A 15,119-nucleotide genomic window follows, 5' to 3' on the forward strand; every position below is an offset into this window, starting at 1 on the left:
GACGGGCGTGACCTCGGGTCAGGCGCCCTGGCGCAGCACCCGGACCGCCCCGGCGGGCACGTCCGTGTCGCCCACGACCTCCTGCCCGGTGAGCAGGTCGGTGGCGGGCGCCTCCAGGGGCAGCTTCACGTCGCCGTCGGTGTGGTTGACCGCCACGGTGAAGATCGCGGCGTCGCCGTGGCGGCGCACCACCTCCAGCCCGTCCACGGTGCCCGACTGCGCCAGGCCCGCGCCCGCGTAGACGTCGGTCATGACCGTGGCGAGCGCGTCGACGTCGAGCGAGGTGGAGACGTACCAGCCGGTGCCCGCGCCGTGCCGGTGCCGGGTGATCGCCGGCCCGCCCGGCTTGGGACCGTCGACGTAGGTGCCTACCGGCTCGGCGCCGTCCAGGACCAGGTCGTCGGCCCAGACGGTGCCCGTGAGGTCGGTGGTGTCGTTGGTCGCGACCCCGGCCCCCGCGGCCCCCGCCCGGTACGCGACGGTGAGCGAGTCGTCCGCGCGCAGCGGCAGGAACTCCTCCACCCACACGCCGAGCGCCTCGCGCAGCGGGGCCATGAAGCCGCCGGGGTGCACGGCGTCGTGCTCGTCGACGATGCCGCTGAAGTAGCTCACCAGCAGTGACCCGCCGCCCGCCACGTAGGCGGTGAGGTTCGCGGCGTCCTCGGCCCGGAGCAGGTACGACGCCGGGGCGACGACCAGCTTGTACCCGGACAGGTCCTGCCCCGGCCGCACCAGGTCGACCGTGTGGCCGTCCCGCCAGAGCCGGTCGTAGTAGGCGTCCACGCGCTCTCGGTGCCGCGCGCCCTCGCTGGGCCGGAACTCCAGGTCCTGCGCCCAGAACGACTCGTAGTCCCACACCAGGGCGACGTCGGCCCTGACGGTCGAGCCGCGCAGCTCGGTCAACCGGCCGAGGTTCGCCCCGAGCTCGGTCACCTCGCGCCACACCCGCGAGCTCGTGCCCGCGTGCGGCAGCATCGCGGAGTGGAACTTCTCCGCGCCGGAGCGGGAGGCGCGCCACTGGAAGAACATGATCGCGTCCGCCCCGCGGCCCAGGTGCGCGAAGGAGTTGCGGGCCAGCTCCCCGGGCCGCTTGGCGACATTGCGCGGCTGCCAGTTCACCGCAGACGTCGAGTGCTCCAGCAGGAGCCACGGCTTGCCGCCCGCGACCGACCGCGTGAGGTCGGCGGCCAGCGAGAGCCCCACGTAGCCGCGCGGGTCGGCCGCCCGGAGGTAGTGGTCGTTCGAGACGAGGTCGACCTCCTTGCCCCAGGCGAACAGGTCCGTGGCCGGGCAGCTCGCGGCCATGAAGTTGGTGGTCACGGGGGCCGAGGAGTGCTCGCGGACGGCGTCCCGCTCGGCGATGAAGCAGGCCCGCAGGGCGGCGTCCGAGAACCGGGCGAAGTCGAGCTGCTGCGCGGGGTTGACCGCCTCCGGGGCGGCCGCCGGGACCTGGACGTGCTCCCAGTCGGCGTAGTGCTGGCCCCAGAACGCGGTGCCCCACGCGGCGTTGAGCGCGTCGAGCGAGCCGTACCGCTCGCGCAGCCACCCGCGGAACGCGCGCTGGGCGTGGACGGAGTAGTCCAGGGCGACGGGCGCGCCGTACTCGTTGTGCACGTGCCAGCCGGCGAGCGCGGGGTGGCTGCCGTACCGCTCGGCCAGGGCCGTGGTGATGCGCAGCGCGGCCTCCCGGTAGGCGGGGGCGGTGGGTGCCATGAGCCCGCGGCCGCCCGGGCCCATCGGCGTGCCGTCCCGGTCGACCACCCGGGCGTCCGGGTGGGCCGCGTACAGCCAGGCGGGTGGGGCCGCCGTCGGCGTGGCGAGCAGGATGCGGACGCCGCCGTCGTGCAGCAGCCCGATGATCCGGTCCAGCCAGCCGAAGTCGAACTCGCCCGGGCGCGGCTCCAGCAGCGCCCAGCTGAAGATGCCGAGGCTGACCAGGTTCACCCCGGCCTCGTTCATGAGCCGCACGTCCTCGGCCCAGACCTCCTCGGGCCACTGCTCGGGGTTGTAGTCGCCGCCGTAGCCGATCTGCTCGACGCCGGTCAGCCAGCCGTCGAACCGCGGTCCGGGGGTGAAGCTGGAGGTCTCAGGCATGAGGGTCCTTTCAGGGGGTGTATCAGGTGGAGCTCGGTCAACGGCCGGGCAGTACGTGGACCGTCGCCGTGACCGGACCGTACTCCGTCGTCCCGGCGACGGTGAACGTGCCCGGGGCGGCGGTCGCGTCGTCGGGCACGGCCGGCCAGACGACGGCGGTGCGGGCCGCGCGACGGTCGCCCGGTGACAGCACGTCGACGGTGCGGGGCAGCCGCACGTCGTCGTCCACCCGGGTGACCACGCGGATGTCGTCCTGCAGCACGTGCGCGACGTCGCTCTCGCGGAAGACGTCGAGCGACGCGTTGGCCTCGGGGAACCAGCCGGAGCCGGTCTCGACCCAGGTGAACATGGGCTGCCAGTTCGCGGGCTCCCAGACCAGCACGCCCTGCACCCGGTTGCCGGGCACGTCGTTGGCGACCTGGAAGACGCGCTGGATCGCGTCGGCCTGGCCCTGGACGGTCACGGGGAACGGGGAGTTGGGCAGCGGCGTCGGGTCGCCGGGCGGCCAGCTCTCCGCCGGGTACGCCGTCTCGGCGACGTCGAGCGCGTAGTGGGGGAACGCGGCCGCGATGGTGTGCAGGTTGTGCTCCAGCTCCTCGGGGCTGCCGTGCCACTCCGGGTAGTAGGACAGGGCGAGCACGTCCGGGGCGGCGTCGGCGGCCTCCAGCCTCGTGAGTAGCTGGGTCCAGAACTCCATGGTCTTGTCGAGGCGGCCGGTGTCCACGATCGCGTGGATCTCGACCTCGGACTCCGGGGACGCCTCGCGCACCGCCTCGATCCCGGACGCCATGAGGGTGGCGAACCGGTCCCACTGCTCCTTGTACAGCCGCTGCTCCTCCGGGTCGTCGCTGCGCCAGTAGTCCCACAGCAGGCCGCCGCCCGGCTGGGACTGGTAGACGTCGGCCTCGTCCGTGAAGTATTGCGGCGCGGTGGTGCCGATGATCCGTGCCTCGCTGCCGTAGAGGAACCCGTTGATCACCTCGTTGCCCACCGCGACCTTGGCCGGGGTGGTGCCCTGCTCCCGCAGGCGGGTCAGGTAGTCCGCGGTGAAGTCGTGCACCTGGCCGGTCAGCTCGTCGAACGGTAGCTCGGCCCAGGCGCGGGGCTTGGGCTGCTTGCTCGGGTCGGCCCAGCTGTCGGCGTAGTGGAAGTCGATGCCGAGGCTCATGTCGCGTGCCGTGATCTCGCGCGCGACCGTGAGCGAGCGCTCCGGCCCCTGATAGGCCGGCTCCGTCTCGACGCCGGTGGTCTCGTCGCGCGGGTCGTTCCAGATGCGCAGGCGCAGGTGCTCCATACCGCGGTCCTTGACCACGTCGAGCAGGTGCGGGCCGGGGTCCGGCTCGCCGGCCAGGGCGGCCTCCGCGTCGAGGTAGTACGGCTGGTCGCGCTCCTGGTCGGCGTAGGACAGGTCCGCGCCCAGCTTCAGGTCGTCGCGCAGGTAGTTGTAGGCGTGGATCTCGGCGATGCCCGGTGTGCTCCTGGGCTGGTGCTGGTGCGCGGTGTCGGTGAACCGGACCCGCACGTAGCGGGTGCCGTCGCGGTCGACCAGGGCGGTGGTGCCGGCGGCGCCGGTCCGGCCGTCGCGGTGGTCGGCGACCGTCGTCCAGCGTCGGCCGTCGGTCGAGGTCTCGACGACGTAGCGAGTCGGCGTCGCGTCCGCGAGGACCACCTCGATCTTGTGCAGACCGTCGTAGGCGCCGCCCAGGTCGAGGGTGAGGGCCTGGCTCTTCGTGGTGCGGGCCGACGGCGTCCACGCGGTGCTCTCGTCGCCGTCGGTCGCCCGGCCGGAAGCAGCGTCGTTGCTGGTGGCGCGGGTTGTGACCCACGACTTGCCGGCCAGGTCGGTCTCGACAGGCTCGATCACGGCCTCGCCGTAGCCGGCGGCAGCCGGCCCCACGGCGAGGCCCGCCGTCGTCAGGGCGACGGCCAGGGCTGCGCTGCCCGCGAGGACCCGCGCCCGGTGTGTGCTGTGCGTCATGAGGACTTCCTTGTCCAGGTCGGGAACGGCCCGGCAGGGCCGTTCGTCCGGAGTACCCAGCACAACGGTAGGTCCTCGGCGCGCGTGTGGGAATACGCTTCCCGGCTCATTCGGGACGTCGGTGGCGAGTCGTCCTGGAGCTACTACCTGTCGTACGGGTCCGTGAGTGTGAAGGGGGTACCGGCTGCCTCCCGTGCCGCCTGCGGGAACGTGTCGCCCGCGACGTAGTAGCGGGCACGGGTCCGGCCCACCGGTTCGAGCACTCGTGCTGCCACGAGGTCCCGCAGGTCGCGTTGTGCCTGCTGGACCTGCAGATGCTCTGAGTGCTCGTACCTGCTCCTGCGCACCCGTCCCGAGAGCGCGACGTCGTGCAGCGCGCTCACGACCCGCGGACTCAAGCCCAGCGAGTCCACGAACGTGTCGAGGTGCTGGAGGACGCGGGTGGACCTCTCGAGCCTCAGGTGGACCGACTGGGTCTGCTGATGGGACGCGACAAGATTGAAGCGGACCCACTCGGAGACGTCCTGGTCGGGGAGATATGTGGCCCCTCGCGCGCCGAGCTGCCGGTAGTACTCCCAGGTGTTGCCGGGGCGACCCAGCCAGGCTTCGATCGACGAGAACTCTGGGGCGAGCACTCCCGCGCGGGCCGTTACCAACGTCTGCAGCGAGCGCGACATCCGGCCGTTCCCGTCCGACCACGGGTGGATCGACACCAGGTGCAGGTGCGCCATCGCGGCGCGGACGACGGCATGCGTCGAGACCTCGTCGTTCAGCCAGTCCACGAGCTCGGACATGAGATCTGGCACCTCCTCGATGGGGGGTGCCGTGTAGACGGCGATGCTTGGGTCGCGGGTATCGGTGACGTACACCGAGCCCTTGCGCCACTGGCCGGCCGGTCGCGCCGGTGTGTGGTGATGTCCTTGCAGCATCCAGTGGAGACCGTTGAGCAGGCCCTTGCTGTAGCTGAAGTCGGGTGCGTCGTGCAGCGACTGGATGTAGGTCATCATCCGCTGGTAGGCCAGCGTCTCGTCGCGGTTCTCCTCCGACACATCGACGTCGCGCTCGCCATCCATGAGGTCCTCCGCATCGACTGTCGAGACGCGGAAGCCCTCGATCGAGTTCGACGCGGCAACGGCGTCGGCGGTGAGAAAGCGCCGCAGGCCGTCGGTCCATTTCGTCGGCGTCGACCGGACCTGCAGGCGTAGCTGCTCGCGCGACCGGTCGATGTCGTCGAGGACGTGGCGGTCGGCGGCTGAGAGCGCAGGGGTCGGGAAGAGCATGCAGTCAGTTTAGTAATGACGCAATCATTGCGTCAATGCGTCGCGCGCTCTGGGTGCTCACTCATCCCCGCACGGCGGCCAGCACCTCCTGCTCCTCGTCGCGGGTCAGGCCGGTGACCGTGGCGTCCGGGGTGTCGCGCAGCCACGCGAGGGTGTCGCGGGCGGTGTCGGCGAACGGCCGGATCCGCAGCCCCGCCGCCAGCGACGACGTGACGTCGTGCGTCATGAAGCCGCCGTCGACCAGGTCCGCGGCCCAGAACGGGATGGACCGGGGCCCCGACCAGGGGTTCACCTCGTGCTCCGCGAGGAGCCCGGGGGCGACCGCGACCAGATCCGGGTCCGATCCGACGCCGTCGGCCACGTGCGCGAGCAGCTCGGCCCGGGGGAGGGGCGGGCAGACGGCGTCGAAGTCGCCCGTCGTGCCCTGCTCCGCCGCCGTCACGATCCACTCCGCGAGGTCGCGGACATCCACGAGCTGGACCGGGTCGTCCACGGGCTCGGGCACCAGTACCGGCAGGCCGTCCTCGGCCGCCTGGGCGAAGCGGGCCGGCCAGTAGGTGAACCGGCCGCTCGGGTCGCCCGGCCCGACGATCAGGCCGGGCCGGATCACGAGGGCCGCCGTCGTCCCCGCGCGGACGATGCTCTCGCAGGCCACCTTCATGGCGCCGTACACCTCGGGGCCGGATGCCGGGTTCTCGTCGGTCTCGACCGGGTCGAGCAGGGGGAGCGTCGCGGGGGTGCCGCCCACGGTCGCCGTGTCGGCGTAGACGTTGACCGTCGAGACGAACGTCCAGTGCGCGTCCGGGAAGGCTGCGACGGCGCGGCGCACGTGCGAGGGGATGCGGGAGACGTCGACGACGGCGTCGAACGTCGTGTCCGTCAGCTCCGCGGGCACCGCCTCGGACCGGTCCCAGCGCACCAGCGTCGCGCCGTCGGGCACCGTGCCGCTCACGCCGCGCGCCGCGCACACGACGTCGTGGCCGCGGGCGACGGCGGCCGCCGCGACCGCACGGGACAGGAAGACGGTTCCACCGAGCACCAGGATTCGCATGGTGCCCACCGAACCGCATCGCGGGCGGCGGGGCACGTCTATCTGCTGCTGGCGAATCTTCGCCGGGCGTAGCCGGGATGGAGCTGGCTGGTGCGCACGTCCGTGAAGCAGATCCCCTTTGAGGCCCGGGTTTCTTCGCTTTCAGCCGTCTGAAAGCGAAGAAACCCGGGCCTCAAAGAGGAGTCGCGGATGGCGACGTCCCGCAGCCCCGGACCGAACGTCCGCCCCGCGTTCCGTCCGCCCGCGTTCCGCCCGACGCTGCTGCGTCACGCCGGGCTGATGCCCAGCTGCATCCCCGCGAGCCCCCGCTTGCGGCTCGCCAACGCCGAGGCGACCTCGCGCAGCACCTTCGCACCGGGGGAGTCGGGGTCGGCGAGCACGACCGGCGTGCCGCCGTCCCCGCCCTCGCGGACGGCCACATCGAGCGGCACCTGGCCGAGCAGCGGCACGTTCTTGCCGATCACCTGGGTGAGCCGCGCCGAGACCTGCTCGCCGCCGCCCTCGCCGAAGATCGGCAGGCGGGTGCCGTCCGGCTGCTCCAGCCACGACATGTTCTCGACCACGCCCACCACGCCCTGCGACGTCTGCGTCGCCACCGACCCGGCGCGCTCGGCGACCTCCGCAGCCGCGGCCTGCGGCGTCGTGACCACCAGGATCTCGGACGACGGCAGGAGCTGCGCCACCGAGATCGCGATGTCGCCCGTGCCGGGCGGCAGGTCGAGGAGCAGCACGTCGAGGTCGCCCCAGAACACGTCCGCGAGGAACTGCTCCAGCGCGCGGTGCAGCATCGGTCCGCGCCAGACCACGGGCTGGCCCTGCGGCACGAACATGCCGATCGAGACCACCTTGACGCCGTGGGCGATGGGCGGCAGCAGCATGTTGTCGACCCGCGTCGGCTGCCGGTCCACGCCGAGCATCCGGGGGATCGAGAAGCCGTAGATGTCGGCGTCGATCACGCCGACCGACAGCCCGTCGGCGGCCAGGGCCACCGCGAGGTTCGCCGTGACGGACGACTTGCCGACGCCGCCCTTGCCCGACGCGACCGCGAACACCTTGGTCATTGAGCCCGGCTGCGAGAACGGGATGACGGGGTCGCCCACGCCGCCGCGCAGCATCGAGCGCAGCGAGGACCGCTGCTCGGCCGTCATCACGCCCAGGTCGACGTCGACGCCGGACACGCCCTCGACCGCCGTCGCGGCCGCCGTCACGTCCTTGACCAGCGTCGACTTCATCGGACAGCCCGCGACGGTGAGGTCGACGCCGACGGCGACGTGCCCGCCCTCGGAGACGTCGACCGACCGGACCATGCCCAGGTCGGTGATGGGGCGCCGGATCTCGGGGTCGAGCACGCCGGTCAGTGCGTCGCGGACACGAGCCTCGAGCGCGGGGGAGTCGACTGCGGTCATGAATCGATCTTAGGCGGGCCCTCGACCCGCTCACGGCATGGTCCTTGCAGTGCCCGTCAGTTGGTGGCGGTACGCTGCCTCACCACCAGAGGTGAGGAGGCCCGATGACCGAGCCACGCGTGCCGGCGCGAGTTCGGCGTGTCGCCTCCGAGGACCAGGCACGCGAGCTCGCCGCCGAGCTGCAGCGCCAGGGTCGCCGATGGCCCGTCGTGGTCATCTCGACCCCGGCCGGCCATTCCGTGCCCTTCGTGGACCCGCAGCGGGTGCTCGACGACGTCTCCGGGCTCGCCGAGGTCGTCGTCATCCCCACGGGCGACGTGTCGTGGGAGTTCTCGTCGGGCATGCCGCCCGACACGCAGGTCTACGGCGGCGCGTCCCGCGTCTACGGCACCGAGCTGGAGTGGGTGCACCAGCCCCGGCGCTCGCCGCTGCACTTCGCGTACTCGACGGACGAGGACGCGCACGTGCGCGAACGCCTGGTCGGCGACGTCATGCGGTTCGCGGTGCGCGCCGGGATCGTCGGCGCGGCGCGGTCCGCCCCGGACGCGGCGACCACCGAGGGCCGGGTGCTGGGCGTGCTCGGCACGCGAGCCCTGGTCAGCACCGACGACGGCGGCCAGGTCACCGTCGCGGAGGAGCTGGTCCTGGCCGACGTGCCGCTCGCCCGCGTGCTCGCGCCCGGGATGCGGGTCACGGGTGTGCTCGACCCGGTCCGCCGCCTCCTCGACGTGCGCGGCATGCTGCCCGACGCCGATGCGCTGCGCCGGGCGGTGCACGTCGCCTACCGCGTGGGGCAGGTGGTGCTGGGCCGGGTGGAGAGCGTCGAGGACGATGCGGTGCGCGTCGCCCTGGCGCCCGGCGTCCGCGTGCGCGTGCGCCGCGCCGACATCACCGGCAACGACCTGGACCTGCTGAGCGACCTCTTCACGGTGGGCGAGGTGATCCTGGCCCGCCGGGTGCCGGCGCCGCTGGACGGTCTGGCCCTGCGCCTGGACGACGTCGACGAGTCCGAGGACCGGCCCGTCCCCGCGATCGCGCTGCTCGACGGCGGTCCGCCGTGGCTCGAACCCCCGGAGCCGGAGCCCGAGCTGGCCCGGCTCGACGGCCCGCTGGTGGTGGGTTCGCTGGCCGAGCCGCACGAGCCCGTCGATCTGGGCGGGACCAGCCCCGCGCCGTCGTCGGGCCCGCCCACCCCCGCGGACCTGTTCGGCCTGCGCCCCGCCGACGTCGGCCCGGTGCCGACGCCGGCCGACGGCCAGCGGAAGCCGACCCCCGGCGACGTGGCCGCCTGGCACGCGGGCGGGCACGACGCCCTGCCCTCGCCGACGGCGGCCGATGCCTCGCCGGAGCCGGCCGGCAAGGCAGCGCGCGACCTCAGCCTGTCCCTCGACGCCGCCCGGTCCCGGGTGGGGGCGCTGGAGAAGGAGCTGCTGGACGACAAGGTCAGGAGGCGCCAGGTCGAGCTGGAGGTCGACCGCCTGCTGGGGCGCGTCGGCGAGCTCACCGAACGGCTCGACCGCAGCGAACGCCGCGCGGAGCAGCAGGCCACAGCCCTGCGCAAGGCCCGGCAGGAGACCGCGCGCCTGCGCCGACGGCTGGGCGACGCCGGGGTCGAGGTACCCGAGGAGCGGTACTTCGCCGACGACGAGGAGCAGCTCCGGTTCGAGGTGCTGACCGAGTGGGCCCGCGCGATCCCCGCGGCGGAGAAGGCCGGGCGCCCCCTGGCCGACTACACGCTCGGCCCGCGATTCCTCGCCTCCCTGACGGAGGTCGAGGGCGTGAGCCGCGACCGCGTGGTCTGGACGCTCGTCATGGTGCTGACCGGTCTCGCGCTCGACATGAACGGCCTGCAGGTGCACCGCCTCCGCACGGGCGCCGGCGGGGACGACCCGTTCCGGCACCGGGACGACGGCGCCGTGTGCTGGCGGGTGTCGCTGCAGGTGAACACGCCGTCGGCCCGCAGGCTGCACTACTGGAAGCTGCCGGGTGGCGCCTACGAGCTGTCGCGGGTGGTGCTCCACGACGACGTGGAGCCCTGAGTCCGGTCCTTCTCGTCCAGCTCCTCCAGCAGGTTGCGGATCTCCGAGCGCACGAAGTCGCGGGTCGCGACCTCCGAGAGGGCGAGCCGCAGCGCCGCCATCTCGCGGGCCAGGTACTCCGTGTCGGCGAGGTTGCGTTCGCCGCGCTGCCGGTCCTGCTCCGCGGTGACGCGGTCACGGTCGTCCTGGCGGTTCTGCGCCAGCAGGATCAGCGGCGCCGCGTAGCTGGCCTGCAGCGACAGCATCAGGGTGAGCGCCGTGAACCCGTTGGCCGCGCTGTCGAACCGCAGGTTCTCCGGGGCCCAGATGTTCCACGCGAGCCAGAGCAGGCAGAACACCGTGAGGTAGATGAGGAACCGCGGCGTGCCCAGGAACCGGGCGATGGCCTCCGTGGCCTTGCCGACGGCCTCCTCGTCGAACCGGAACCGGGGGACGCGTCGTTGCGCGAGCGGGGTGTCGAGACGGTCAGGCACGGCCGGCCCCCCGTCGTCCGCCGCGCTGCGCCGGGGCCGACTGCGCGGCGATCGCCTCCATGCGCTCGTCGTCGCTGCCGCGCCAGTCGTCCGGGAGGATGTGGTCCAGCACGTCGTCGACCGTGACCACGCCCAGCAGCCGGCGCTGGGCGTCCAGCACCGGGAGGGCGAGCAGGTCGTAGGCCGCGAGCAGGCGCGTCACCCGGCCCACCGACGCGTCGTGGGTCAGCCACTCCGTCTCCGTGTCCAGCACCGACGCGACCGCCGCGTGCGGCGGCTCCCGCAGCAGCCGCTGGAAGTGCGCGACGCCGAGGAACCGCCCCGTCGGCGTCTCCAGCGGCGGCCGCACCACGAACACCAGCGAGGCGAGCGCGGGCGGCAGCTCGGAGCGCCGGATCTGGGCCAGGGCGGTCGCGATCGTGTCGTCCGCGCCCAGGATCACGGGCTCCGTGGTCATCAGGCCGCCCGCCGTGTCCTCGGCGTACTCCAGCAGCCGGCGGACGTCGGCCGCCTCGTCCGGCTCCATCAGGTTCAGGAGCTGGGCGGCCTGCTCGTCGGGCAGCTCGTTCAGCAGGTCGGCGGCGTCGTCCGGCTCCATGACCTCCAGGACGTCGGCCGCACGGTCGCGGTCCAGGCCCGACAGGATGGAGACCTGCGCGTCCTCCGGGAGCTCCTCCAGCACGTCGGCGAGGCGCTCGTCGTCCAGCGCGACGGCGATCTCCAGCCGCCGTGCCGTCCCCAGGTCGCGGATCACGTCGGCGAGGTCGGCCGCCCGCATGTCCTCGTACGCCTCCAGCAGCCGCGCGGCGCCCTGCTCGGCCGACCGGCTGGTGAGGTCCTGCACGGCGTCGACCGGCACGGTCAGGGTCGAGCCCCGCCGGAACGGGGCCGACCCGCGCGTCGCCCGCCGTCGGACGAAGAGCTGGTCCACCAGCCAGTCGCCCGTGCGCTGCTGCGCGATCGAGACGTCCTCGATCGTCACCTCGCCCGAGCCGTCCTTGAGCTGCACCCGGCGGTCCAGCAGCTCGCCCAGCACCACGGACTCCATGGCCCGCTGCTCGAACCGCCGCATGTTCACCAGGCCCGTGCTGATCACCTGGCCCGCGTCGATGCTCGTCACACGCGTCAGCGGGAGAAAGACCCGCCGTCGGCCCGGGACCTCGACCACCAGGCCCACCGCCCGCGGCGCGCCCTTCGCCCGGACCAGCACGACGACATCACGGACCCGGCCCACCTGGTCGCCGATGGGATCGAAGACCGCGGTGCCTGCCAGACGTGCGACGAAAACCCTGGTGCTGGCGCTCACGCTGGTCAGCCTACGACCCGTGTCGGGGCGTCGCTCCTCGCCACTATCGTCCGGGTAGGGGAGACTATGGGGTATGAGCATGTCTCGCCCGGGTGCCGTCCCGAAGGTCCCGACCCTGCCGGCCGGTGACGAGGTTGCCGCGTACTCCACCTACCTGGAGGCGCAGAAAGCGGTCGACTACCTCTCCGACAACAAGTTCCCCGTCGAGAACGTCACCATCGTGGGCACCGACCTGCGCATGGTCGAGCGCGTCACGGGGCGGCTCACCTACGGCCGGGTGGCGCTCGCGGGTGCCCTGTCCGGCGCGTGGTTCGGGTTCTTCGTGGGCCTGCTGCTGACGCTGTTCGCGGGCTCCTCGGGGTTTCAGGTGATGTTCGCCGGCATCGCGCTCGGTGCGGGCTTCGGCCTGCTGTTCTCGATCCTGTCGTACTCGTTCACGGGCGGACGGCGCGACTTCACGTCGTCGTCGCAGATCGTGGCCGCCACCTACGCGATCCTCTGCGGCCACGAGCACGCGAGCGACGCGCGGGCGCTGCTCGTGCAGTCCCCGGGCGGCCTGGGCAAGGCCCGCGGGGCGGCCTCGGTCGGGGTCCCGGCCCCGGCAGCCACCGCGCCTGCGGCCCCGGCTCCCGGTGCCGCGCCGACGGCGCCCCCCGCGCCGGCGACGCCCCGGACCCCGGACCCGCGCTGGGTCACGCCCTCGGGCGAGCCCCGCTACGGCGCGATGCGGCCGGGCGCGGCTGGTGCGGGCGCGGGCGGTGCGGGCACGCCGACGCCGGCCGACGCGCCGGTCCCGCCGTCGGACGACTCGGTAACGCCGATCGCGCCGGTCCCGCCGTCGGACACCTCGGTGGCGCCGGCCGCGCCGGTCCCGCCGTCGGACGACCCGTCCGACCCTCCGGCTGAGCCCGGCGAGGCCCCGAAGCCCCCGACCAACCCGTACGCGCCGCCGACGGACGACCAGAAGTAGGCCGTTCCGCACCCAGGCAGTGACTTCGGTCGGTTGCCTTGAGACCGGTCAATCAATTGACCGGTCTCAAGGCAACCGACCGAAGTCAGTTGGTGCGAAGTACCCAGACTCAGCGCAGCGAGGCCATCCAGGCCTCGACATCCTCCGGGCGGCGGGGGAGCGCCGCCGAGAGGTTCTCGTAGCCGTCCTCGGTGACCAGCACGTCGTCCTCGATCCGCACGCCGATGCCGCGGAACTCCTCGGGGACGGCGAGGTCGTCGGCCTTGAAGTAGAGGCCCGGCTCGATGGTGAACACCATGCCCGCCTCCAGGGTGCCGTCGAGGTAGAGCTCGCGGCGCGCCTGCGCGCAGTCGTGCACGTCGAGGCCGAGGTGGTGCGACGTGCCGTGCACCATCCAGCGGCGGTGCTGCTGGCCGTCCTCGTCCAGCGCCTCGGCGGCGGTCACGCCGTCGGGCAGGAAGCCCCACTCCTCGAGGCGGGCCGCGATGACCTCCATGGCCGCCGCGTGGATGTCGCGGAACTTGGTGCCCGGCTTGGCGACGGCGAACGCGGCGTCGGCCGCGTCCAGCACCGCCTGGTAGATCTTGCGCTGCACGTCGGTGTACTCGCCGTCGACGGGCAGGGAGCGCGTGATGTCGGCGGTGTAGAGGGAGTCGACCTCGACGCCGCCGTCGAGCAGCAGCACGTCGCCGGACCGGACCTCGCCGTCGTTCCGGATCCAGTGCAGCGTCGTGGCGTGCTCGCCCGAGGCCGCGATGGTCTCGTAGCCCACGGCGTTGCCCTCGAGGCGGGCGTGCCCGTCGAAGGTGGTCTCGACGACGCGCTCGCCGCGGCGGTGCTCCTTGGCGGCGGGCAGCGCGCGGACCACGGCCTCGAAGCCTTCGATGGTGCGGGCCACGGCCTCGCGCATCTGCGCGATCTCGTACTCGTCCTTGACCAGGCGCAGCTCGGAGGTGGCCTCGACGAGCACGTCGTCCGAGAGGAGCTGCTCGTCCTCGGTCTCGCCGGCCTCCAGGCGGAGCTCCTCGACGAGTGCCTCGATCGCGTCGTCCGCACCGGTCACGACGAGCAGGCGAACGCCGCCGTCGCCGACGTCCTTGGCCAGGGCGTCGCCCAGCTCGTCGATGTGCCGGGCCTCGATGCCGGTCAGCGTCTCGATGTCGGCCAGGGACGGGCGGGCGCCCACCCAGAACTCGCCGTAGCGCGCGTCGGCGTAGAACTCCTCGTTGTCACGCGGGGCCAGCGGCCGCACGTACAGCACGGCGTGGTGGTTCGAGCCGGCGTCGCCGGTGCCCTCCTCGACCGGGTGCAGCACCAGCACGGCGTCGGGCTCGCGGTCGGTGCCCAGACCCGTGAGGTGCGCGAACGCCGAGTGCGGCCGGAACCGGTAGTCGGTGTCGTTCGACCGGGGCTTGAGCGAGCCGGCCGGGATCACGAGGCGCGCGCCGGGCAGGCGCTCCGAGAGCGCGGAGCGGCGGGCGACGGTGAACGGCGCGGCGTCCGACGGCGTCAGGCCGAGCTCGGCGCGCGGGGCCCACTGCGACATCACGAAGTTCTTGAACGCGGTCGAGGCGGGGCGGTGCGAGCGGTTGGAGCCGCGGTCCGCGGTCCCCTGCTCGTCAGGCTGAGAAGTGGTCGTGGGCTCGCTCATGCGCCCAGTGTTTCACGCACGCCGTCCGAAGTCGGCCAGCGCCCGGGTGAGCACCCGGTTGAACGCGGAGGGGGCCTCCGTGTTCACGTCGTGCCCCGCGCCGGGGACGACGACGAGGGCGCCGTCGCGGGCGGCGGCGAGGTGCCGCTGCTCCCCGATGCGCATCGCGTCGCGCGCCCCGTTGACGAACCAGACCGGCACCTGCGCGGCCCGCACGTTCGCGACCGAGGAGCGCCCGGCGAGGTGCGTCAGGGCGTCCGTGACGACGTCCCAGGTGGGCCGGTACATCTCGGCGGTCTGGAGCGGCGCGATCTCGATCTGCCGCAGGTCCGCGCCACCCGGGGCGCTCCGCAGCGGGCGGAACGGCATCGCGGGCACCGAGAGGCGCGCACGGTGCGTGGTCGGGTGCACGACGCGGCCGGTCAGGCGGCGGGAGAGGTAGGCGGCGTTCGCCACGGTCCGCGCGACGTCCCGGTAGAGCCGCACGGGCTTGCCCTTGGGGTCGGACGTGCAGCCCGCGGCCAGCACGCCCACCAGACGGTCGGTGGTGTCGGGCCGGGCGGCCCAGGCGAGCGACGTGTAGCCGCCCAGCGACAGGCCGACCAGGGCGACCGGACCGGACGGGAGAGAGGCGACGGCGTCGTCCACCGCCTCGAAGGCGCCGTCCATGGTGAACCGGTCGTGGCGGCGCGACCCGTGGGCCGGCAGGTCGACCGCGACGGCCTCGTGGCCGGCCGCGCGCAGGTGCTCGACCTGGTTCTCCCAGATCGCACCGGAGCTGCGCATGCCGTGCACGAAGACCACGCTCGTAGGGGTGGTGTGCTCAGGCTCGTGGTTGCTGCTCATCGCCTTCGATGATGCGGGACCGGCT

General features: G+C 73.1%; 11 protein-coding genes. 2 read left to right on the forward strand and 9 right to left on the reverse strand.

The window, feature by feature from the left end; all coding sequences use genetic code 11:
* Positions 1-18: 18 nt before the first annotated feature.
* The 5 genes from ACZ7LE_RS05100 to ACZ7LE_RS05120 form a co-directional block, all read right to left on the reverse strand.
* On the reverse strand, positions 19-2,094 hold the full coding sequence (locus tag ACZ7LE_RS05100) for a beta-galactosidase (protein WP_470402235.1): 2,076 nt from the start codon (positions 2,092-2,094) through the stop codon (positions 19-21).
* A gap of 37 nt (positions 2,095-2,131) precedes the next feature.
* Positions 2,132-4,072 carry a glycosyl hydrolase 53 family protein gene (locus tag ACZ7LE_RS05105; RefSeq protein WP_470402236.1) on the reverse strand — a complete coding sequence of 647 codons (1,941 nt, stop codon included), beginning with the start codon at positions 4,070-4,072 and terminating at the stop codon, positions 2,132-2,134.
* A 143-nt stretch (positions 4,073-4,215) separates the two neighbouring features.
* Positions 4,216-5,352: a Fic family protein gene (locus ACZ7LE_RS05110; protein ID WP_470402237.1), complete on the reverse strand. Its 1,137-nt coding sequence runs from the start codon at positions 5,350-5,352 to the stop codon at positions 4,216-4,218.
* Positions 5,353-5,413: 61 nt separating this feature from the next.
* Positions 5,414-6,403, reverse strand: coding sequence for an NAD-dependent epimerase/dehydratase family protein (locus tag ACZ7LE_RS05115; protein WP_470402238.1), 990 nt, complete (start codon positions 6,401-6,403; stop codon positions 5,414-5,416).
* A 266-nt stretch (positions 6,404-6,669) separates the two neighbouring features.
* Positions 6,670-7,809, reverse strand: a complete 1,140-nt coding sequence (locus ACZ7LE_RS05120; protein WP_470402239.1) for an Mrp/NBP35 family ATP-binding protein — start codon at positions 7,807-7,809, stop codon at positions 6,670-6,672.
* A 104-nt stretch (positions 7,810-7,913) separates the two neighbouring features.
* Between ACZ7LE_RS05120 and ACZ7LE_RS05125 the strand changes: the two genes are divergently transcribed.
* On the forward strand, positions 7,914-9,848 hold the full coding sequence (locus ACZ7LE_RS05125) for a hypothetical protein (protein WP_470402240.1): 1,935 nt from the start codon (positions 7,914-7,916) through the stop codon (positions 9,846-9,848).
* On the opposite strand, the gene ACZ7LE_RS05130 is transcribed toward ACZ7LE_RS05125, so the two are convergent.
* Together ACZ7LE_RS05130 and ACZ7LE_RS05135 are read right to left on the reverse strand one after the other, a co-directional pair.
* On the reverse strand, positions 9,803-10,321 hold the full coding sequence (locus ACZ7LE_RS05130; protein ID WP_470402241.1) for a DUF1003 domain-containing protein: 519 nt from the start codon (positions 10,319-10,321) through the stop codon (positions 9,803-9,805). The genes ACZ7LE_RS05125 and ACZ7LE_RS05130 overlap by 46 nt on opposite strands.
* Positions 10,314-11,627 carry a magnesium transporter MgtE N-terminal domain-containing protein gene (locus ACZ7LE_RS05135; RefSeq protein WP_470402242.1) on the reverse strand — a complete coding sequence of 438 codons (1,314 nt, stop codon included), beginning with the start codon at positions 11,625-11,627 and terminating at the stop codon, positions 10,314-10,316. The genes ACZ7LE_RS05130 and ACZ7LE_RS05135 overlap by 8 nt, the downstream gene beginning before the upstream one ends.
* A gap of 73 nt (positions 11,628-11,700) precedes the next feature.
* Here ACZ7LE_RS05135 and ACZ7LE_RS05140 point away from each other — a divergent pair, with 73 nt between their 5' ends.
* On the forward strand, positions 11,701-12,597 hold the full coding sequence (locus ACZ7LE_RS05140) for a YflT domain-containing protein (protein WP_470402243.1): 897 nt from the start codon (positions 11,701-11,703) through the stop codon (positions 12,595-12,597).
* A 109-nt stretch (positions 12,598-12,706) separates the two neighbouring features.
* Here ACZ7LE_RS05140 and ACZ7LE_RS05145 read toward each other — a convergent pair whose 3' ends face one another.
* Both ACZ7LE_RS05145 and ACZ7LE_RS05150 read right to left on the reverse strand, forming a co-directional pair.
* On the reverse strand, positions 12,707-14,248 hold the full coding sequence (locus ACZ7LE_RS05145; protein WP_470402244.1) for an aminopeptidase P family protein: 1,542 nt from the start codon (positions 14,246-14,248) through the stop codon (positions 12,707-12,709).
* Positions 14,249-14,260: 12 nt separating this feature from the next.
* The gene (locus ACZ7LE_RS05150; protein WP_470402245.1) at positions 14,261-15,094 is read right to left on the reverse strand and encodes an alpha/beta fold hydrolase; all 834 of its coding nucleotides are present in this window, start codon (positions 15,092-15,094) and stop codon (positions 14,261-14,263) included.
* Between the last annotated feature and the right edge of the window lie 25 nt (positions 15,095-15,119).

Source organism: Promicromonospora sp. NPDC110617 (genome assembly GCF_055598465.1).